The sequence below is a fragment of the Indiicoccus explosivorum genome (assembly GCF_002167005.1).
Classification (GTDB): Bacteria; Bacillota; Bacilli; order Bacillales_A; family Planococcaceae; genus Indiicoccus; species Indiicoccus explosivorum.
Genome location: NZ_NHTN01000019.1, coordinates 16,307 through 36,420, shown reverse-complemented (window position 1 = coordinate 36,420; position 20,114 = coordinate 16,307). Strand labels below are relative to the sequence as shown.

The 20,114-nt window shown below is 50.1% G+C and carries 17 protein-coding genes, 1 pseudogene and 1 other annotated feature; all 18 genes and pseudogenes read right to left on the bottom strand.

Annotated features, from left to right (window positions below; translation table 11 throughout):
* Positions 1-6: 6 nt before the first annotated feature.
* The 18 genes and pseudogenes from rpsS to rplK all read right to left on the bottom strand — a co-directional run bounded on the left by rpsS (position 7) and on the right by rplK (position 20,061).
* Positions 7-285 (bottom strand): 30S ribosomal protein S19, encoded by a 279-nt coding sequence (gene rpsS / locus CCE92_RS06715; protein ID WP_077587651.1) that lies wholly within the window; start codon positions 283-285, stop codon positions 7-9.
* A 59-nt stretch (positions 286-344) separates the two neighbouring features.
* A pseudogene (rplB, locus tag CCE92_RS06710) lies at positions 345-1,175 on the bottom strand (50S ribosomal protein L2); the annotation flags it as partial.
* Positions 1,176-1,217: 42 nt separating this feature from the next.
* Positions 1,218-1,502: a 50S ribosomal protein L23 gene (gene rplW / locus CCE92_RS06705; RefSeq protein WP_088006754.1), complete on the bottom strand. Its 285-nt coding sequence runs from the start codon at positions 1,500-1,502 to the stop codon at positions 1,218-1,220.
* Complete coding sequence (rplD, locus tag CCE92_RS06700; protein WP_088006753.1) at positions 1,502-2,125, bottom strand: 50S ribosomal protein L4; 624 nt, start codon at positions 2,123-2,125, stop codon at positions 1,502-1,504. Before rplD ends, rplW begins: the two co-directional genes overlap by 1 nt.
* Positions 2,126-2,153: 28 nt before the next feature.
* On the bottom strand, positions 2,154-2,780 hold the full coding sequence (rplC, locus tag CCE92_RS06695) for a 50S ribosomal protein L3 (RefSeq protein ID WP_088006752.1): 627 nt from the start codon (positions 2,778-2,780) through the stop codon (positions 2,154-2,156).
* Positions 2,781-2,838: 58 nt separating this feature from the next.
* Entirely contained in the window at positions 2,839-3,147 is a 309-nt protein-coding gene (gene rpsJ / locus CCE92_RS06690; RefSeq protein ID WP_088006751.1) for a 30S ribosomal protein S10, read from the bottom strand.
* Positions 3,148-3,384: 237 nt separating this feature from the next.
* Complete coding sequence (locus tag CCE92_RS06680; protein WP_088006749.1) at positions 3,385-4,707, bottom strand: Na+/H+ antiporter family protein; 1,323 nt, start codon at positions 4,705-4,707, stop codon at positions 3,385-3,387.
* Between the two features lie 183 nt (positions 4,708-4,890).
* The gene (gene tuf, locus CCE92_RS06675) at positions 4,891-6,078 is read right to left on the bottom strand and encodes an elongation factor Tu (RefSeq protein ID WP_088006748.1); all 1,188 of its coding nucleotides are present in this window, start codon (positions 6,076-6,078) and stop codon (positions 4,891-4,893) included.
* A gap of 116 nt (positions 6,079-6,194) precedes the next feature.
* Positions 6,195-8,273 (bottom strand): elongation factor G, encoded by a 2,079-nt coding sequence (gene fusA, locus CCE92_RS06670; RefSeq protein WP_088006747.1) that lies wholly within the window; start codon positions 8,271-8,273, stop codon positions 6,195-6,197.
* A 53-nt stretch (positions 8,274-8,326) separates the two neighbouring features.
* Positions 8,327-8,797, bottom strand: coding sequence for a 30S ribosomal protein S7 (gene rpsG / locus CCE92_RS06665; protein WP_088006746.1), 471 nt, complete (start codon positions 8,795-8,797; stop codon positions 8,327-8,329).
* 41 nt (positions 8,798-8,838) lie between these two features.
* Positions 8,839-9,258 (bottom strand): 30S ribosomal protein S12, encoded by a 420-nt coding sequence (gene rpsL, locus CCE92_RS06660; protein ID WP_077587632.1) that lies wholly within the window; start codon positions 9,256-9,258, stop codon positions 8,839-8,841.
* A 290-nt stretch (positions 9,259-9,548) separates the two neighbouring features.
* A complete protein-coding gene (gene rpoC, locus CCE92_RS06655) occupies positions 9,549-13,151 on the bottom strand; it encodes a DNA-directed RNA polymerase subunit beta' (protein ID WP_088006745.1) in 3,603 nt (1,200 codons plus the stop codon).
* 104 nt (positions 13,152-13,255) lie between these two features.
* Positions 13,256-16,807: a DNA-directed RNA polymerase subunit beta gene (gene rpoB / locus CCE92_RS06650; protein WP_088006744.1), complete on the bottom strand. Its 3,552-nt coding sequence runs from the start codon at positions 16,805-16,807 to the stop codon at positions 13,256-13,258.
* A 208-nt stretch (positions 16,808-17,015) separates the two neighbouring features.
* Positions 17,016-17,618 carry a class I SAM-dependent methyltransferase gene (locus CCE92_RS06645; protein ID WP_088006743.1) on the bottom strand — a complete coding sequence of 201 codons (603 nt, stop codon included), beginning with the start codon at positions 17,616-17,618 and terminating at the stop codon, positions 17,016-17,018.
* Positions 17,619-17,692: 74 nt separating this feature from the next.
* Positions 17,693-18,055, bottom strand: a complete 363-nt coding sequence (gene rplL / locus CCE92_RS06640) for a 50S ribosomal protein L7/L12 (protein WP_088006742.1) — start codon at positions 18,053-18,055, stop codon at positions 17,693-17,695.
* A 54-nt stretch (positions 18,056-18,109) separates the two neighbouring features.
* Positions 18,110-18,613 (bottom strand): 50S ribosomal protein L10, encoded by a 504-nt coding sequence (rplJ, locus tag CCE92_RS06635; RefSeq protein ID WP_088006741.1) that lies wholly within the window; start codon positions 18,611-18,613, stop codon positions 18,110-18,112.
* A 30-nt stretch (positions 18,614-18,643) separates the two neighbouring features.
* Positions 18,644-18,784 (bottom strand) — a sequence feature (ribosomal protein L10 leader region).
* A 41-nt stretch (positions 18,785-18,825) separates the two neighbouring features.
* Complete coding sequence (rplA, locus tag CCE92_RS06630; protein ID WP_088006740.1) at positions 18,826-19,527, bottom strand: 50S ribosomal protein L1; 702 nt, start codon at positions 19,525-19,527, stop codon at positions 18,826-18,828.
* 108 nt (positions 19,528-19,635) lie between these two features.
* On the bottom strand, positions 19,636-20,061 hold the full coding sequence (gene rplK / locus CCE92_RS06625; RefSeq protein ID WP_144390983.1) for a 50S ribosomal protein L11: 426 nt from the start codon (positions 20,059-20,061) through the stop codon (positions 19,636-19,638).
* Between the last annotated feature and the right edge of the window lie 53 nt (positions 20,062-20,114).

Sequence of the window (20,114 nt, the reverse complement as noted above, 5' to 3'; positions counted from 1 at the left end):
TCTCAATTAACGTCTTGTTTTCTTGTCATCTGCACCGTGGCCTTTGTACGTGCGCGTTGGTGCGAATTCACCGAGTTTATGGCCAACCATGTCTTCAGTCACATAAACCGGTACATGTTTGCGTCCGTCGTATACCGCAATCGTCTGCCCGATGAAAGACGGGAAGATAGTGGAACGGCGGGACCAAGTTCTGATCACTTGTTTTTTCTCGTTGTCCTTTTGTGCTTCGACTTTCTTCATGAGATGGTCATCGACAAAAGGTCCTTTTTTCAAGCTGCGACCCATTTGGGATCCTCCCTTCGTGATTCCACCACGGTTCTGTTGACGAACCGCAGCGGTATCTCTTTATTTTTGCGTCGGCGTACGATGAATTTATTGGATTTGTTTTTCTTTTTGCGTGTTTTGTAACCGAGTGTCGGTTTGCCCCAAGGCGACATTGGTGATTTGCGTCCGATTGGCGCTTTCCCTTCACCACCGCCGTGCGGGTGATCATTCGGGTTCATGACGGAACCGCGGACTGTCGGACGTTTGCCCAACCAGCGTGAGCGTCCGGCTTTACCGATGTTGATCAGTTCGTGCTGTTCGTTTCCGACCTGTCCGATCGTAGCGCGGCAAGTAGAGAGAACCATACGGACTTCTCCGGACTGCAGACGTACAATCGTATATTTGCCTTCACGGCCGAGGACTTGAGCGGAAGTCCCTGCGGAACGGACGAGCTGTCCGCCAGCGCCTGGCTTCAGTTCGATGTTGTGGATGATGGAGCCCATCGGGATGCTGGAAAGCGGAAGTGCGTTTCCTGCTTTGATGTCAGCTTCCGTACCGGACATGATCTGCGTTCCCACAGTCAGTCCTTTAGGAGCTAAGATGTAGCGTTTTTCTCCGTCCACATAGTGGATAAGTGCAATGTTGGCAGAACGGTTCGGATCGTACTCGATTGTAGCAACGCGTCCTGGAATGCCATCTTTATCACGCTTAAAATCGATGACACGGTACTGGCGTTTATGTCCGCCGCCCTGGTGGCGTACAGTCAACTTACCTTGGTTGTTACGGCCGCCTTTGCGCTTTGTCGGCTGCAAAAGGGACTTCTCTGGTTTATTCGTTGTAATTTCCGCGAAATCAGAGCTTGTCATGTTACGACGGCCGTTGGAGGTAGGTTTATACTTTTTGATCGCCATGGTTGTTCCCTCCTTCGTTTATTGTTCCTATTCTATAGGAAATTACACTTCAAAAATTTCGATGTCTTTGCTGTCGGCTGTCAGCTTCACGATCGCTTTGCGGCGTTTGTTTGTATATCCGCCGAAACGTCCCATGCGCTTGAACTTGCCTTTGTAGTTCATGATGTTGACTTTCTCAACATCCACGCCGAAAATTTCTTCGACTGCGTCTTTAACTTGTGTTTTATTGGCGCGAGTGTCCACTTCGAAGGTGTACTTTCTCTCAGCCATTAATTCAGAAGAGCGCTCAGTAATGACCGGACGCTTCAGAATGTCACGTGCTTCCATTATCCAAGCACCTCCTCAATTTTTTCTACTGCAGCTTTCGTGATGACGACCTGATCATGCGCAACCAGATCGAGGACATTGATGCCGCTTGCCGGCAATACAGTGATTCCCTGGATGTTGCGTGCAGAAAGTGCTACGTTCTCATCGAGGTCCGCTGTTACGAACAATGTCTTTCTTGCTGTTGACAGATCTTTCGTCAGCTGAACGAATGCTTTTGTTTTTGGTGCATCGAAAGCAAGGCCTTCAAGCACAGTCATGCTGTTGTCCGCCACTTTGGAAGACAGTGCAGAACGAAGTGCCAAACGGCGTACCTTCTTCGGCAACTTGTAGCTATAGCTGCGTGGTGTCGGCCCGAATACAGTACCGCCTCCGCGCCATTGCGGTGAACGGATCGATCCCTGACGCGCACGTCCAGTTCCTTTTTGGCGCCACGGCTTTTTCCCGCCGCCCGCTACTTCAGAACGATTTTTTACTTTATGGTTTCCCTGACGAAGTGATGCGCGCTGTGCGATCACCGCATCGAACAGGACCGCTTCATTCGGTTCAATCCCGAAGACGTAGTCGCTGAGTTCGATGTCGCCAACCTGAGAGCCTGATTGGTTTAAAAGAGTAAGTTTAGGCATTCTTTTTTCCTCCTTCCTTCAGCAGTTCTTATGCTTTTACAGCAGCCCGTACACGAATGAGTGACTTGCGCGCGCCTGGTACATTCCCTTTAATGAGAAGCAGGTTGCGGTCTGCGTCCACCCGAACGATTTCGAGGTTTTGGATTGTTACTGTGTTTCCGCCCATCTGGCCCGGCAATTTCTTTTGCTTGAATACGCGGTTAGGCGCAACCGGTCCCATTGAACCCGGGCGGCGGTGATAGCGTGAACCGTGAGCCATCGGTCCGCGGGACTGTCCGTGGCGCTTGATAACACCCTGGAATCCCTTCCCTTTTGTTGTTCCTGTTACATCTACTGTATCGCCTTCAGCGAAAACTGTTACTCCGACTTCCTGACCAACTTCAAAATCGGCAGCATTTACATTGCGAAATTCGCGAACGAAGCGCTTAGGTGCAGTGTTTGCTTTTACAGCGTGTCCTTTTTCCGGTTTGTTCGAAAGCTTTTCCCGCTTATCTTCAAAACCGAGCTGGATTGCATCATAGCCATCCGTTGCCACTGTCTTTTTCTGAAGAACGACGTTCGGCGTCGCTTCAATGACAGTTACAGGGATCAGGTCACCGTTTTCCGCAAATACCTGCGTCATGCCGATTTTTCTGCCTAAGATTCCTTTGGTCATGTCGTCACACCTCCTGTGATTGATAAATAAAATAATGGCTTATATGTTCGTTTACCGATTAAAGTTTGATTTCAATGTCGACACCGGACGGCAAGTCCAGTTTCATGAGCGCATCGACTGTCTGTGGCGTCGGATTGACGATATCGATCAGACGTTTGTGAGTGCGCATTTCGAATTGTTCACGAGCATCTTTGTACTTGTGGACAGCACGCAGGATTGTGTAAACAGTTTTCTCCGTCGGAAGCGGAATCGGACCGGATACATTTGCACCTGAACGCTTCGCTGTTTCCACGATTTTCTCCGCTGACTGATCCAGAACTCTGTGATCATACGCTTTTAAACGGATACGAATTTTTTGTTTTGCCATTATTTTCCCTCCTTTTCGCCTATTTTCTAGACTTCTCCACGAAAATTTTCCGTACACTCGCCATGGCAAAGCGGCCGGGTGTGTCGGTAACCTCTCGCTTCATCGCAGTCAAAGACCAACATTCAACATTATACAGAAAGAAAAGGAATTTCGCAAGCATTTTCACGAAATCCCTTTTCCAGTACACAACCTTCATTATTATAAATGCTGACGTCCGCTTTTTCAAACAAAAACCTTCTATGGAAGCACCATTACCGCCAGCCAGCCGAACAGGACGAGCGGGACATTATAATGGAGGAATGTCGGCACACAAGTATCCCAAATGTGGTTATGCTGCCCATCCACGTTCAACCCGGCCGTCGGACCCAGTGTGGAATCGGAGGCTGGTGATCCAGCATCTCCAAGGGCCCCTGCAGTGCCGATGAGCGCAATAGTCGCCAATTCTGAAAACCCGAACTCTGTTGCAAGCGGTACGAATATCGCAGCTATGACAGGAATCGTAGCAAAAGAAGAGCCGATCCCCATCGTGACAAACAGTCCAGCCAGCAGCATGACCAGCGATGCGAGCAGGCGGCTGTTCCCGAATAAGTCAGAGGCTGTTTCCACAAGCGGCGTGATGGCTCCAGTCTCCTGGATCACAGAAGCAAATCCGTTCGCGGCAATGATTACAAAGCCGATGAAAGCCATCATTTGCATGCCTTCTGTTAAAACGGAGTCTGCCTCCTTCCATTTCATAGCCCCCGAACCGTACAGAACAAGAATTCCAGCCAGTGCGCCTGCAACCATAGAATCTGTGTAGATTTGCAGCACCAGAGCCGCAACCAGCGCCGCAGCTGTCGCTACCAGATCCTTTCGGGTGACCGGCCGGATTTCTGCCGTATCTTTGTTATTTCCAATCTGCCGATACTGGCGTTTATTTCGGTAAGAAATAAATACGGCAATCAGCAAACCGGCAAACAGACCAGCTGTCGGCAGAATCATGGCTTTCGGTATGTCCGACATTTCCACTTCCATGCCCGCAAGTCCCATTTGGGTTGCAATGATTTCATGGAAGATGAGGCCGAATCCATAAGGCAGTAACATGTACGGAGCTACCAAACCGAACGTCAGCACAGATGCAATTAATCTCCGGTCAATCTGCAGTTCATTCAAGATATGGAGAATCGGAGGAAGCAGAAGAGGAATAAAAGCGATGTGGATGGGAATAAGATTCTGTGAAAATATCGCCATCAGCAGCAGCACTAAGATCAAGAGCACCTTCGCCAGTCCGGTTCGTGTCTCCCGCTCTTCTTTTTTGATTACTCTTAAAAACAATCCTACAAGCCATTCCGGGATACCGGTTCTCGAAACAGCGACCGCAAATCCGCCGAGCATGGCGTAACTAAGCGCAACTTCAGCTCCCGCCCCTAAACCTCCGGTGAACGAAGTAATTGACTCCATAAAAGAAAGCCCCCCGGCAAGTCCTCCGGCAATCGCTCCAAGGAGCAGGGCAAACACAACATTTACACGCAGTAAGCTCAGTACGAGCATCACCAGGACAGCTACAATTACAGCATTCATTCCTTTTTCTCCTTTACTATGCTAAATCGGTAAAGCGCACGATTTCAAAAATAGCAAATGTCGGCACAAATGTCAACGCAGCAAAAAAGCGTTTCAGTTTGTTCGAACTCAGTAAAGCTACGAGATTTCAGGACAATAAAAAAAACTCCACCTCAATAATGAGATGGAGTCAGGAGCAGCCGTTTACTTCGAGATTGAAGCTACGACGCCTGCGCCTACTGTACGCCCGCCCTCACGGATGGAGAACTTTGTACCTTCTTCAAGTGCGATTGGTGAAATCAGCGCAACATTCATTTCGATGTTATCGCCAGGCATAACCATTTCGACACCTTCAGGAAGGCTGATGACGCCAGTTACATCAGTTGTACGGAAGTAGAACTGCGGGCGGTAGTTTGAGAAGAACGGAGTATGACGTCCGCCTTCTTCTTTTGAAAGAACATAAACTTCCGCTTTGAATTCAGTGTGCGGTGTGATCGAGCCTGGCTTTGCCAGAACTTGTCCGCGCTGAATGTCTTCACGAGCTACACCACGGAGCAGAGCACCGATGTTGTCGCCAGCTTCTGCATAGTCAAGAAGTTTACGGAACATTTCTACGCCTGTAACCGTTGTTGTTTTCGGCTCTTCAGTAAGACCGATGATTTCAACTGTATCGCCGACTTTGACTTGCCCGCGTTCTACACGGCCAGTCGCAACAGTACCACGGCCAGTGATTGAGAAGACGTCCTCAACCGGCATCATGAACGGCTTGTCAGTGTCGCGTTCCGGAGTCGGGATGTACTCATCCACTGCGTTCATCAGTTCCATGATTTTTTCTTCCCATTCAGCCTCGCCTTCGAGAGCCTTCAGAGCAGAACCTTTGATGACAGGAACATCGTCGCCAGGGAAGTCATACTCCGAAAGAAGGTCGCGTACTTCCATTTCAACGAGTTCAAGAAGCTCTTCATCGTCTACCATGTCGCATTTGTTGAGGAATACGACGAGGTAAGGCACGCCTACCTGACGGGAAAGGAGGATGTGCTCACGAGTCTGCGGCATTGGGCCGTCAGCAGCAGAAACTACCAGGATTCCGCCGTCCATCTGCGCAGCGCCAGTGATCATGTTTTTAACATAGTCAGCGTGACCTGGGCAGTCGACGTGTGCGTAGTGGCGTTTTTCTGTTTCATATTCTACGTGAGAAGTATTGATTGTGATTCCACGCTCTTTTTCTTCAGGCGCGTTATCGATCTGATCGTAAGAACGGGCTTCCCCGCCTGATGCTCTGGACAGAACTGTCGCAATTGCAGCAGTCAGCGTCGTTTTACCATGGTCAACGTGTCCGATTGTACCGATATTCGCGTGTGTTTTGGAGCGGTCAAATTTAGCTTTACCCATTAGAAAAATCCTCCTCAAAGTTAATGTTTATCTCATAATTTACAGCTTCCGGAGCGGCAGGGCCCTGCGGCTCCGGGCTACAAATTATTTATACTTGATGCAAAGGCAAAATTCAATTATTCGCCTTTATTTTTCTTGATGATTTCTTCTGAAATCGATTTCGGCACTTCCTCATAGTGGTCGAAGTGCATAGAGAACACTCCGCGCCCCTGCGTGTTGGAACGCAGTGAAGTCGCATAGCCGAACATTTCAGAAAGCGGAACCATCGCGCGGACTACCTGTGCGTTACCACGGGCATCCATACCTTCTACGCGGCCGCGGCGTGACGTGATATCACCCATGATATCCCCAAGGTATTCTTCAGGAATAACAACTTCGACGCGCATGATCGGCTCGAGAATAACCGGGTTAACTTTGGAAATCGCATTTTTCAGTGCCATGGAAGCTGCAACTTTAAACGCCATTTCGTTGGAGTCAACGTCATGGTAAGAACCGTCATAAAGTTTCGCTTTGATGTCGATGAGCGGATATCCGGCAATAACACCGTTATCGAGTGAATCGCGGAGACCAGCTTCAACAGCCGGGATATATTCACGCGGAACGACACCGCCGACGATCGCATTTTCAAATTCGAAACCTGCGCCCTCTTCGTTAGGAGAGAATTCGATCCATACGTGTCCGAACTGACCGCGGCCACCGGACTGACGGACGAATTTCCCTTCTACTTGTGCAGAGCTGCGGAATGTCTCACGGTAAGATACCTGAGGAGCACCCACGTTCGCTTCGACTTTGAATTCACGGCGCATACGGTCGACAAGGATATCAAGGTGAAGTTCACCCATACCCGCGATGATGACCTGTCCAGTCTCCTGGTCAGTGTGCGCACGGAAAGTCGGATCTTCTTCCTGCAATTTCTGGAGTGCCTGTGTCATTTTATCCTGGTCGGCTTTCGATTTCGGCTCAACCGAAAGGGAAATAACCGGCTCAGGGAACTCCATAGACTCAAGAATTACCAGGCTTTTCTCATCACAGAGCGTATCGCCTGTCGTTGTATCTTTCAAACCGATTGCTGCTGCGATATCTCCGGAATAAACCTGTGCGATTTCTTCACGGGAATTCGCGTGCATCTGAAGGATACGTCCGACACGTTCACGCTTCCCTTTTGTCGAGTTCTGTACATACGACCCCGAGTTCAGGACACCTGAGTACACCCGGAAGAATGTAAGTTTCCCGACATACGGGTCAGTCATAACTTTGAATGCCAGCGCCGAGAATGGCTCATCATCGCCAGCTTTACGCACTACTTCTTCTTCCGTATCCGGGACATGGCCAGTAATCGGCGGCACATCGAGCGGAGAAGGAAGATAATCGATGACAGCGTTCAGCATGAGCTGAACTCCTTTGTTCTTGAACGCGGAACCGCAGACAACCGGATAGAATTCCACATTGACAGTGCCTTTGCGGATTGCTGCTTTCAATTCATCGTTCGTGATTTCTTCGCCGCCCAGGTATTTCTCCATGAGGTTCTCATCGAGTTCCGAAACAGCTTCAATCAGTTTTTCGCGCCATTCTTCTGCCTGTTCTTGGTACTCAGCAGGAATTTCACGGATCTGGATATCCGTTCCCTCATCGTTCCCGTAGAAGATCGCTCTCATTTCGACAAGGTCAATGATCGCTTCAAACTCGTCTTCGGCACCGATCGGCAACTGGATCGGATGTGCATTCGCCTGGAGGCGGTCATGCATTGTTTTAACGGAGTACAGGAAATCCGCTCCGATTTTATCCATTTTGTTTACGAATACAACACGCGGAACTCCGTATGTTGTTGCCTGGCGCCAAACCGTTTCTGTCTGCGGTTCAACACCGGACTGCGCGTCAAGCACTGCAACGGCGCCATCCAATACACGGAGTGAACGTTCAACTTCCACCGTGAAATCGACGTGTCCTGGAGTATCGATGATGTTTACCCGATGGTCATTCCAGGCAGCTGTTGTCGCAGCGGATGTGATGGTGATTCCGCGTTCCTGTTCTTGCTCCATCCAGTCCATCTGGGAAGCACCTTCGTGTGTTTCACCAAGCTTATGGATTCGGCCAGTGTAGTAAAGGATACGCTCCGTAGTTGTCGTCTTACCGGCATCGATGTGAGCCATGATCCCGATATTACGCGTTCTTTCTAAGGAGAACTCTCTTGGCATGTGGTCTTTCTCCTTCCGTTTCGTTTTGAGATGCTAGTAAAAGGAAATAAAGATTACCAGCGGTAGTGAGCGAATGCTTTGTTTGCTTCCGCCATTTTGTGCATGTCTTCACGTTTCTTCACAGACGCACCAGTATTGTTGGCCGCATCGAGAATTTCGTTAGCCAGACGCTCTTCCATCGTTTTTTCACCGCGCAGACGCGAGTAATTCACAAGGTAGCGAAGACCAAGAGTTGTACGGCGTTCCGGACGCACTTCGACCGGCACCTGATAGTTTGCACCACCGACACGGCGTGCACGCACTTCAAGTACTGGCATTACATTGTTCAATGCCTGCTCGTAAACTTCAATCGGCTCTTTGCCGCTGCGTTCACGAATCAGTTCGAATGCTCCGTAGAGAATTTTCTGGGAAGTTCCTTTTTTACCGTCAACCATCATTTTATTGATCAGACGTGTAACCAGTTTCGAGTTATAAATCGGATCTGGCAGCACATCACGTTTGGATACAGGACCTTTACGAGGCATGGGGTATCCTCCTTTCAGTTAGTTCACTTCTATGGTGATACTTATTTTTTCTCTTTCGGTCTTTTCGTACCGTAAAGGGAACGGCTTTGCATACGGTTGTTAACACCGGCAGTATCAAGCGCACCGCGCACGATATGGTAACGCACACCCGGAAGGTCTTTTACACGGCCGCCGCGGATCAGCACGACGCTGTGTTCCTGCAGGTTGTGTCCTTCACCCGGGATATAAGCTGTCACTTCAATCTGGTTCGTCAGACGGACACGTGCGTATTTACGGAGTGCCGAGTTTGGTTTCTTCGGTGTCATTGTTCCGACACGTGTGCAGACTCCGCGCTTCTGCGGTGAGCTCACGTCTGTCTGGCTTTTCTTGAAGCTGTTATAGCCTTTGTTCAAAGCCGGTGAGTCAGATTTGCTGCTTTTGGATTTACGAGGCTTACGTACCAATTGGTTAATTGTAGGCATCGATAGGTCCTCCTCTCATTTAATTCTTAATACCACACATCCAGGTGGTTCATTTTTTGGGCAAAAACAAAGTCTTTGTGTTTTGCACACAAAAACTGCATCAGCTGCGCATTGCGCTCGCTGTTCTGTTTTCCGCCAATGATAGTACAGCCCTTTTTTGTTCAGGGACCGTTAATTATCAACCTTCAACATGTTATCATCCTTCGATTCCAGTGTCAACTGATAATCAAAAAATGTTCCGGGGAACTCCGTTGTGGATTCCCCGGAATGTATATGGTACGGTTTCCCGCTTACTCGGCGCTGACCGCTTCTTCCGCCGTTTCTTCCTCGACACCGTCAAGTTCGATCTGACGGTAGCGCTGCATGCCTGTTCCGGCTGGAACCAGCTTGCCGATGATGACATTTTCCTTAAGGCCGAGAAGTTCATCCCGCTTGCCTTTGATCGCTGCATCTGTCAGGACACGTGTGGTTTCCTGGAAAGAAGCAGCAGAAAGGAACGATTCTGTCTCCAGCGATGCTTTGGTGATCCCGAGGATGACCGGCCGGCTTGTTGCCGGCATATTGCCTTCCGTGACCGCTTTCGCATTCGCTTCGGTGAACTGATGGATATCCAGGAGGGACCCCGGCAGGAGATCCGTATCCCCCGCTTCAATGACGCGCACTTTGCGGAGCATTTGACGGACCATGACCTCGACGTGTTTATCGCCGATTTCAACGCCCTGCATCCGGTAGACTTTCTGTACTTCCTTAAGCAGGTATTCCTGCACAGAAGCGACATCTTTCACGCGCAGCAATTCTTTTGGATCAATCGATCCTTCCGTTAGCACTTGTCCGCGCGTGATCTGATCATTCTCAGCTACCCGGAGCCGTGCGTTATACGGAGTCGAATATTTCCGGGTTTCCACGTCACCTTGGATTGTGATCTCCTTCTGGCCTTCGCGGATTTCATCGACTGACGTGACAGTCCCGGTGATTTCACTGATGACTGCCTGACCTTTCGGATTCCGGGATTCAAAAATCTCCTGGATACGCGGAAGACCTTGCGTGATATCGCTGCCTGCCACTCCGCCTGTATGGAATGTCCGCATCGTCAGCTGTGTGCCCGGTTCGCCGATTGATTGGGCAGCGATGATACCGACCGCTTCGCCCACTTCGACTTCTTCACCCGTTGCCAGGTTCGTACCGTAGCATTTCTTACATACACCATGCTTTGTGTTACATGTGAATGCCGAACGGATGGTAACTTCCTTTATTCCCGCTTCGACAATTGTACGTGCGGCATCTTCCGTGATAAGTTCATCTCTCGCAAGGAGCACTTCTTTCGTCTCCGGATGGCGGATCGTCTTTTTCGTGTGGCGGCCGACAATCCGTTCCTCGAGTTCCTCAATCACTTCTGTGCCTTCCATCAAGGAGCCGACAAGCAGGCCCCGATCTGTTCCGCAATCGTCTTCCCGGACGATGACATCCTGTGCCACATCAACAAGACGGCGGGTCAGATAACCGGAGTCAGCCGTTTTCAGAGCTGTATCGGCAAGACCTTTACGCGCTCCGTGCGTCGAAATAAAGTACTCGAGTACCGTAAGGCCTTCACGGAACGACGACTTGATCGGAAGTTCGATGATCCGGCCGGCCGGGTTGGCCATGAGACCGCGCATACCTGCGAGCTGTGTGAAGTTCGATGCGTTACCACGCGCACCGGAATCGCTCATCATGAAGATTGGATTCAAATTGTCAAGTGACGCCATCAGCTTGTCCTGAATGACATCCTTCGCTTGGCTCCAGTAAGAAATAACGCGTTCATAGCGCTCTTCTTCTGTAATAAGACCGCGGCGGAACTGCTTCGTCACTTTATCCACTTTATCTTGCGCTTCTTCAAGAATCTCGCCTTTATCCGGCAATACCACAATGTCTGAAATACCGATGGTGATACCCGCTTTTGTGGAATAGCTGAACCCAAGGTTCTTCATGCGGTCAAGCATCCGGGACGTTTCCGTGATATGGAACCGTTTGAACACTTCTGCGATGATGTTTCCAAGGATTTTCTTCTTGAACGGCTGGACGAGTTCGGCATTTTCGAAATGGGCCCGTACATCTGTATCAGGCGATACGAAGTATTTAGCCGGTGTTTCTTCCTGCAAGTTGAAATCGGTCGGTTCATTAATATACGGGAACGATTTCGGCAGAATTTCATTAAAGATTACTTTCCCGACCGTCGTCAGGAGAAGCATCTTATTCTGCTCTTCTGTAAATGTCGGATTGTTCACAGATGAAGCTTTAATCGCGATCCGCGAATGCAGGTGAACATGACCGTTCCGGTACGCAATCATTACTTCATCCGGCCCGTAGAACACTGAACCTTCGCCTGTTGCATTTTTGCGCTCAAGCGTCAGGTAATAGTTACCGAGAACCATATCCTGTGACGGTGTAACAACCGGCTTCCCGTCTTTCGGGTTCAGGATGTTCTGGGCTGCGAGCATCAGAAGACGGGCCTCTGCCTGCGCTTCTGAAGAGAGCGGCACGTGGACAGCCATCTGGTCACCGTCGAAGTCGGCATTGTATGCCGTACAGACGAGCGGATGCAGACGGATTGCGCGTCCCTCGACAAGCGTCGGCTCGAATGCCTGGATACCAAGACGGTGGAGCGTCGGTGCACGGTTCAGGAGAACCGGGTGCTCCTTGATGACTTCTTCGAGGACATCCCATACTTCCGAGTGAAGACGCTCGATTTTACGTTTTGCGCTCTTAATGTTATGCGCAAGTCCGCGTTCGACCAATTCTTTCATGACGAACGGCTTGAACAGTTCGATCGCCATTTCCCTTGGAAGCCCGCACTGGTACATTTTTAAGTTCGGTCCGACAACAATAACAGAACGGCCGGAATAATCGACCCGTTTTCCGAGAAGGTTCTGACGGAAACGGCCCTGTTTCCCTTTCAGCATGTGAGAGAGGGATTTGAGCGGACGGTTACCCGGCCCTGTGACTGGACGGCCGCGGCGTCCGTTATCGATCAGTGCATCAACCGCTTCCTGCAGCATCCGTTTTTCGTTCTGAACAATAATGCTCGGCGCCCCGAGATCCAGCAGGCGTTTCAGACGGTTGTTCCGGTTGATTACGCGGCGGTACAGATCGTTCAGGTCAGATGTCGCGAAACGCCCACCGTCGAGCTGTACCATCGGGCGGAGTTCCGGCGGAATGACCGGCAGTACGTCGAGCACCATCCATTCAGGCCGGTTACCCGAGTTGCGGAATGACTCCACAACTTCCAAACGCTTGATTGCCCGGGTGCGCCGCTGTCCCTGTGCGGTTTTCAGTTCCTCTTTCAGGATATCGGTTTCCTTTTCAAGATCGATTTCCTGGAGAAGACGCTTGATCGCTTCCGCGCCCATAGCTGCCTGGAATTTACGGCCGTACTTCTCGCGGTAAGCCCGGTATTCTTTTTCAGACAGAAGCTGTTTTTTCTCAAGCGGGGTATCTGCCGGGTCAATGACTACGTAAGAAGCAAAATAAATAACTTCTTCCAGAGACCGCGGTGAAATATCCAAGATGAGACCCATTCGGCTCGGAATGCCCTTAAAGTACCAGATGTGCGATACAGAGGCAGCCAGTTCAATATGGCCCATCCGCTCGCGGCGGACTTTTGCGCGGGTGACTTCAACACCACAGCGATCACAGACAACGCCCTTGTAGCGGACTCGCTTGTACTTTCCGCAATGGCATTCCCAGTCTTTCGTCGGTCCGAAAATGCGCTCACAGAACAGGCCGTCTTTCTCGGGCTTCAAGGTGCGGTAATTGATTGTTTCCGGTTTTTTGACTTCCCCGTAAGACCACGAACGGATTTTATCCGGTGAAGCTAAACCGATCTTCATATATTCAAAGTTGTTAACATCTATCAAGGAGCCTGCCTCCCTTTTTATGTCGAGTTTCTGTCCGGCTTTTCCTCTTGTTTTGCAAAAAACAGATGGGAAGAGGACTGCAAAAGCAGTCCATCTTCCTCAGATCAGTCAACCAGTCCTGCAGGTTCTTCTTCCGCTGCAGGCATGATGTTCAATGAGTCCGCCGGCTGGAGATCCTCTTCATCATCCAGATCACGGAGTTCGATTTCTTCGTCGTCAGCCGTCAGCATCTTCACGTCCATACCAAGGCTCTGGAGCTCTTTGATCAACACCTTGAACGATTCCGGAACACTTGGCTCCGGCACACTGTCACCCTTGACGATCGCTTCGTACGTTTTCACACGTCCGACAACATCATCCGATTTCACTGTCAGAATTTCCTGGAGTGTGTAGGCCGCTCCATATGCTTCAAGCGCCCATACCTCCATCTCTCCAAAACGCTGCCCGCCAAACTGGGCTTTACCGCCGAGCGGCTGCTGTGTAACAAGTGAATAAGGACCTGTTGAACGCGCATGAAGTTTATCATCAACCATGTGCGCCAGTTTGATCATGTACATCACTCCGACCGAAACACGGTTATCGAACGGTTCACCGGAACGGCCGTCGTAAAGGACCGTCTTTCCGTCACGTGACATGCCGGCTTCTTCCATTGTTTCCCATACATCTTCTTCATTCGCTCCATCAAATACTGCAGAAGCCATATGAAGACCGAGCGAGCGGGCGGCCATGCCGAGATGAAGTTCAAGTACCTGACCGATATTCATCCGCGAAGGCACCCCGAGCGGATTGAGCATAATATCAATCGGTGTTCCATCAGGCAGGAATGGCATATCCTCTTCAGGAAGAATCCGGGAGATGACCCCTTTATTCCCGTGACGGCCGGCCATCTTGTCACCGACTGAAATTTTCCGTTTCTGAACAATGTAGACACGCACAAGCTGGTTGACACCCGGCGGCAGTTCATCGCCATCTTCCCGATTGAAGATCTTGACGTCCAATACAATACCGCCTGCACCATGCGGCACACGGAGAGAAGTATCCCGGACTTCACGCGCTTTTTCACCGAAAATCGCGTGAAGGAGCCGCTCTTCCGCTGTCAGTTCCGTCATCCCTTTCGGTGTGACTTTACCGACGAGGATATCACCGTCTTTCACTTCCGCACCAATGCGGATGATCCCACGGTCATCCAGATTCCGGAGGGCATCTTCGCCGACGTTCGGAATGTCGCGTGTAATTTCTTCAGGTCCGAGTTTCGTATCACGGGCATCCGATTCATATTCCTCAATGTGAACAGAAGTGTAGACGTCGTCCTTTACAAGTCGTTCACTCATAATGACGGCATCTTCGTAGTTGAAACCTTCCCATGTCATGAAGCCGACAAGGACGTTCCGGCCAAGCGCCATCTCGCCTTTTTCCATCGACGGGCCGTCGGCCAGAATATCGCGTTTTTTCACGCGGTCTCCGACTTTTACGTTCGGCCGCTGGTTATAGCTGGTTCCTTGGTTAGAACGGATGAATTTCTGCAGCCGGTACGTCGTGAGGTCTCCTTTGACTTCGGTTCCTCCAACTTCCTCAATGCGCCTTACCCGGATTTCTTTTGCTTCCACATGTTCGACGATCCCATCATACTTTGCAGTGACAGCCGCTCCTGAATCACGCGCATTGACATGTTCCATTCCGGTGCCGACAAACGGGGCTTCCGGATTAAGGAGCGGGACTGCCTGCCGCTGCATGTTCGCACCCATGAGCGCACGGTTGGAGTCGTCGTTCTCGAGGAACGGGATACACGCTGTAGCAGCCGAAACAACTTGTTTCGGTGATACATCCATGTAATCAATACGTTCCCGTTTGAAAGTGGTGTTTTCTCCGCGGAAACGGGCAACCACTTCTTCGTTCTGGAAAGAGCCATCTTCGTTAAGCGGCGCATTCGCCTGTGCTACAACATAGTTGTCTTCTTCATCTGCAGTCAAGTAGTCGATTTGAGAGGTGACTTTCCCTGTCTCCGGATCGACATGGCGATATGGCGTTTCGATGAAACCGAATTTATTCACTTTCGCGTATGAAGAAAGTGAGTTGATCAAACCGATATTCGGACCTTCCGGCGTTTCAATCGGACACATGCGGCCATAGTGGGAATAATGGACGTCCCGAACTTCGAACCCGGCACGTTCCCGCGTCAGTCCACCCGGTCCGAGAGCCGAGAGACGGCGTTTGTGCGTCAGTTCAGCAAGCGGGTTCGTCTGGTCCATGAACTGCGAAAGCTGAGAGCTTCCGAAGAACTCTTTGATCGATGCAATGACCGGACGGATATTGATCAGTTGCTGCGGCACGATTGTCTGCGTGTCGTTGATCGACATCCGCTCACGCACGACACGTTCCATACGGGAAAGCCCGATACGGAATTGGTTCTGCAGCAGCTCCCCGACAGACCGAAGTCGCCGGTTCCCCAAATGGTCGATGTCGTCGGTATTGCCGACGCCATAGAGCAGATTGAAGAAATAACTGATGGAAGAGACGATATCCGCAGGCGTAATATGCTTCACTTTGTCTTCAATATATGCATTGCTGATGACATTGATTTCTTTCTGCGATTCATCATTCGGCGCATAAATCTTAATGGACTGGATCGTTATGTCCTCATCCAGCACGCCGCCCACTTCTGAGATCGTGCGGAATCCGATGCCATTTTCCAAATTAGGAATCAGTCTGTCGAGCGTCCGCCGGTCGATGACCGTTCCTGCTTCCGCAAGAATCTCGCCTGTTTCCGGATCAGCCAGGGTTTCAGCTACTGTCTGATTGAACAGCCGATTCTTGATGTGGAGTTTTTTATTCATTTTATAACGTCCGACGTTCGCTAAATCATAGCGTTTCGGGTCGAAGAACCGTGAATACAACAGGCTCTTTGCGCTTTCTACAGTCGGAGGCTCCCCTGGACGGAGGCGCTCGTAGATCTCGAGGAGCGCTTTTTCTGTGCTTTCCGTATTATCTTTTTCAAGGGTGTTCTGGAGAAATTCATTATCGCCGATCAAGTCGATGATTTCTTGGTCTGATCCGAATCCAAGGGCACGCAACAGTACTGTCACCGGCAGTTTTCGAGTCCGGTCAATTCTGACGTACACGACATCCTTGGCATCGGTCTCATATTCAAGCCAAGCTCCTCTGTTTGGAATAACAGTGGCTCCGAAGCCGCGTTTCCCGTTCTTGTCAGTCTTATCATGGAAATAAACGCTCGGCGAACGTACAAGCTGCGACACGATGACGCGTTCCGCTCCATTGATGACGAATGTGCCGGTTTCTGTCATGAGTGGGAAATCCCCCATGAAGACATCCTGCTCTTTCACTTCATCCGTCTCTTTATTATGCAGCCGTACTTTAACGCGGAGCGGTGCAGCGAATGTCACATCGCGCTGCTTCGACTCATCGACTGAATACTTTGGCTCACCCAAGCTGTAATCGACGAATTCCAAGGAAAGGTTTCCTGTGAAATCTTCAATCGGCGAAATATCACGGAACATTTCGCGCAGCCCTTCCTCCAGGAACCAGTCATAGGATGCTGTCTGGATTTCAATGAGATTCGGAAGTTCAAGTACCTCATTGATTCTTGAAAAACTTCTGCGCTGACGATGCTGTCCGTACTGAACTAGTTGACCTGCCAACTCATTCACCCCTCAATAAAGCATTTATGCGTCTTGTCGGCACTTTAAAACGTAAGGGCACCGGAAGACAAAAAGAAAACGAGTTTGGATCACTCATTTTCGGTTACCTTGTGCGTATGTGCTTCGTTTCCCCTGGCTAAAAAAGGGCAAACGATCTCAGAATAAAGTTTTTAGCATTTAATTATAATATCACAGCTGATTTGTCAAGTCAATTTTTTATCGAACAGAAAACAAAATAGCCTTTTTCTTTAACTGCCGTCCGCACATTGCCGAACAGTTCTGTCAGTTTTTTTTCAGTGGAAGGTGCTCCCTGCTTTTTCTGGATCACTGCCCAAAGAGAACCGCCTTGCGCCAGCTTCATATGGGCTTCCTCATAAAAGCGGAAAACCGTTTCTTTTCCTGCCCGTATCGGCGGATTAGTGAGGATTGCAGCGAACTCTGTATCTTCCGCTGCAAGCAGTGCATCGCTTTCATAAATGGAAACATTCCCGATGCCATTAAGTTCAGCGTTCACACGGGCCAGTTCCAGCGCCCGGTTATTTATGTCAACGAGATGGACGAGCCGATCCGGAAAACTTTTTGCCAGCGAAAGACCGACCGGTCCATAGCCGGATCCGAGATCCGCCAAGGGACCGGGGACTTCCGGAAAGTCGAATGCTTCAATCAGAAGCTTCGACCCGAAATCCACTTCCTGTCGGCTAAAAACACCCGAATCCGTCCGAAAGCGGAAGGCTGTGCCGCGGAGTGTGTATGTCCATTCTTGAGGGCGGCTTTTTGCTTGAGGGTTTTTGGAATAGTAGTGCTGTGACATGCTGGTCCTCCCTTGAATGAGAAAAAAAGCCCGCCGTGTTAATGACGAGCTTTTGTTCCATTCATATTCGTGAATTACTTCACTTCTACAGAAGCGCCAACTTCTTCAAGTTTGCCTTTCGCTTCTTCAGCTTCTTCTTTCGAAACGCCTTCTTTAAGTGCTTTAGGAGCTTCGTCAACAAGCGCTTTCGCTTCTTTCAGGCCGAGACCAGTGATTTCACGAACCACTTTGATGACTTTGATCTTCTGATCGCCAGCGCTTGCGAGGACGAGATCGAATTCAGTTTTTTCTTCTTCAGCAGCAGCTCCGCCGCCAGCAGCTACAGCCACAGGTGCAGCAGCAGTTACACCGAATTCTTCTTCGATTGCTTTTACGAGATCGTTCAGTTCGAGAACTGTCATTTCTTTGATTGCATCAAGGATTTGCTGGTTGTTCATTTTTAGTTCCTCCTGGTAAGTTATATTTTTTACGCTGTCAGCCGGTCAGCCGGATTAAGCGCCCTGTTCTTCTTTCTGATCTGCAACTGCTTTCGTAGCGAGAGCGAAGTTGCGCATCGGAGCTTGCAGTACGCTGAGAACCATGGAAAGCAAGCCTTCGCGGGATGGCAGATCTGCCAGTGCCTGCACTTCAGCGGCCGTTGCAACGTTGCCTTCAATGATGCCCGTTTTGATTTCAAGCGCTTCGTGAGTTTTCGCGAAGTTGTTGATGATTTTGGCCGGTGCAACGACATCCTCGTTCGAGAATGCAATCGCATTCGGTCCAGTCAGGAATTCATTGATCGCTTCGAAGCCCTGCGCTTCAGTGGCGCGCCGTGTCATCGTGTTTTTGTACACTTTGAACTCAACGCCTGCGTCGCGGAGCTGTTTACGGAGCTCTGTCACTTCAGCCACGTCAAGACCGCGGTAGTCTACGACCACAACTGAGGCAGCAGCTGCGAACTTGTCTGCGATTTCCTGAACTTTAACTTTTTTCGTTTCGATAGCTTTAACGCTCATTTTGGCACCTCCTGTAGGATTATTACTTATACCGCCATAAGAAAAGCCTCCGGTCACAGACACGGAGGCGCGAATCAGTCTCATTCAAAGGTTAATCCGGAATGATCATGACCTCGGCAGGATGATTAAGCACTTGGCCCCTGCTGTCTGCGGTACAAATATGTGATTGCTCAACTCAGCCATCTTAGCAGAGACGAGGTCATGTGTCAACCTTAACCTTTGGCAGTTACTGAGTTCGTATCGATTTTAACGGAAGGCCCCATAGTCGTTGTCACGTGGACAGACTTCATGAAGACACCTTTAGCCGCTGCCGGCTTCGCTTTTTGAAGAGTATCGAAAACGGTACGGAAGTTTTCGACGAGTTTTTCATCTTCGAATGAAACTTTTCCGATTGGCGCATGGACGATCCCGTTCTTTTCAGCCCGGTATTCCACTTTACCTGCTTTGATCTCTTCAACAGCTTTCGTTACATCGAAAGTAACAGTGCCGGTTTTCGGGTTCGGCATAAGGCCTTTCGGTCCGAGGATCCGGCCAATTTTCCCGACTTCGCCCATCATGTCAGGAGTCGCAACGATTACATCGAAGTCGAACCAGCCCTGCTGGATCTTCTGGATATATTCAGTATCTCCCGCATAATCTGCGCCAGCTGCTTCCGCTTCTTTCAGCTTGTCGCCTTTTGCGAAAACGAGTACGCGCTGCGTCTTGCCTGTGCCGTTCGGAAGCACGACCGCGCCGCGGATCTGCTGATCGTTTTTACGCGTGTCGATGCCGAGGCGGAAAGCCACTTCAACAGTAGCGTCGAAATTCACTTTGCTTGCCTGTTTTGCGAGAGCGACCGCTTCCTGTACGCTGTACAGCTGTGTGCGGTCAACCAATTTCGCAGCTTCTTGCTGCTTTTTGCTTGTTTTTGCCATTTTAAAACGTCCTCCTCATTGTGGTATAGCGGAATGAACCTCCCACGATTAAGGGCTGCGCAATCCTTACGATCACACAACCCTCTTCAGAAAGCTTTGTTCTGCCGATCAGTCTTCGATCACGATACCCATGCTGCGGGCAGTACCTTCAACCATCTGCATAGCCGCTTCAACAGAAGCCGCATTCAGATCCGGCATTTTTGTTTCTGCGATTTCACGAACTTTGTCGCGCTTCACAGTCGCCACTTTATTGCGGTTCGGCTCGCCTGAACCGGAATCAATACCGGCTGCTTTTTTCAACAGAACAGCAGCTGGCGGAGTTTTTGTGATGAATGTAAACGAACGGTCTTCGAATACTGTAATCTCTACAGGGATGATCAGGCCCGCCTGCTCAGCAGTGCGTGCGTTGAACTCCTTACAGAATCCCATGATGTTTACACCGGCCTGACCAAGTGCAGGACCTACCGGCGGTGCTGGGTTCGCTTTCGCTGCAGGGATTTGCAGTTTCACAACTTTAATAACTTTTTTAGCCACGAAACACACCTCCTTAAGTTCGTGATGTGGTCACAGGGTCGCCCCTCCCACTC

Coding starts and splice junctions, on each gene's coding strand:
- rplA (WP_088006740.1), bottom strand. CDS start 19,527: ATGGCAAAAACAAGCAAAAAGCAGCAAGAAGCTGCGAAATTGGTTGAC.
- rplD (WP_088006753.1), bottom strand. CDS start 2,125: ATGCCTAAACTTACTCTTTTAAACCAATCAGGCTCTCAGGTTGGCGAC.
- rpsS (WP_077587651.1), bottom strand. CDS start 285: ATGGGTCGCAGCTTGAAAAAAGGACCTTTTGTCGATGACCATCTCATG.
- rpsG (WP_088006746.1), bottom strand. CDS start 8,797: ATGCCTCGTAAAGGTCCTGTATCCAAACGTGATGTGCTGCCAGATCCG.
- rplL (WP_088006742.1), bottom strand. CDS start 18,055: ATGAACAACCAGCAAATCCTTGATGCAATCAAAGAAATGACAGTTCTC.
- fusA (WP_088006747.1), bottom strand. CDS start 8,273: ATGCCAAGAGAGTTCTCCTTAGAAAGAACGCGTAATATCGGGATCATG.
- rplJ (WP_088006741.1), bottom strand. CDS start 18,613: ATGAGCGTTAAAGCTATCGAAACGAAAAAAGTTAAAGTTCAGGAAATC.
- rpsL (WP_077587632.1), bottom strand. CDS start 9,258: ATGCCTACAATTAACCAATTGGTACGTAAGCCTCGTAAATCCAAAAGC.
- rplW (WP_088006754.1), bottom strand. CDS start 1,502: ATGGAAGCACGTGACATTCTGAAGCGTCCGGTCATTACTGAGCGCTCT.
- CCE92_RS06645 (WP_088006743.1), bottom strand. CDS start 17,618: ATGTCACAGCACTACTATTCCAAAAACCCTCAAGCAAAAAGCCGCCCT.
- tuf (WP_088006748.1), bottom strand. CDS start 6,078: ATGGGTAAAGCTAAATTTGACCGCTCCAAAACACACGCGAATATCGGT.
- rpsJ (WP_088006751.1), bottom strand. CDS start 3,147: ATGGCAAAACAAAAAATTCGTATCCGTTTAAAAGCGTATGATCACAGA.
- rplC (WP_088006752.1), bottom strand. CDS start 2,780: ATGACCAAAGGAATCTTAGGCAGAAAAATCGGCATGACGCAGGTATTT.
- CCE92_RS06680 (WP_088006749.1), bottom strand. CDS start 4,707: ATGAATGCTGTAATTGTAGCTGTCCTGGTGATGCTCGTACTGAGCTTA.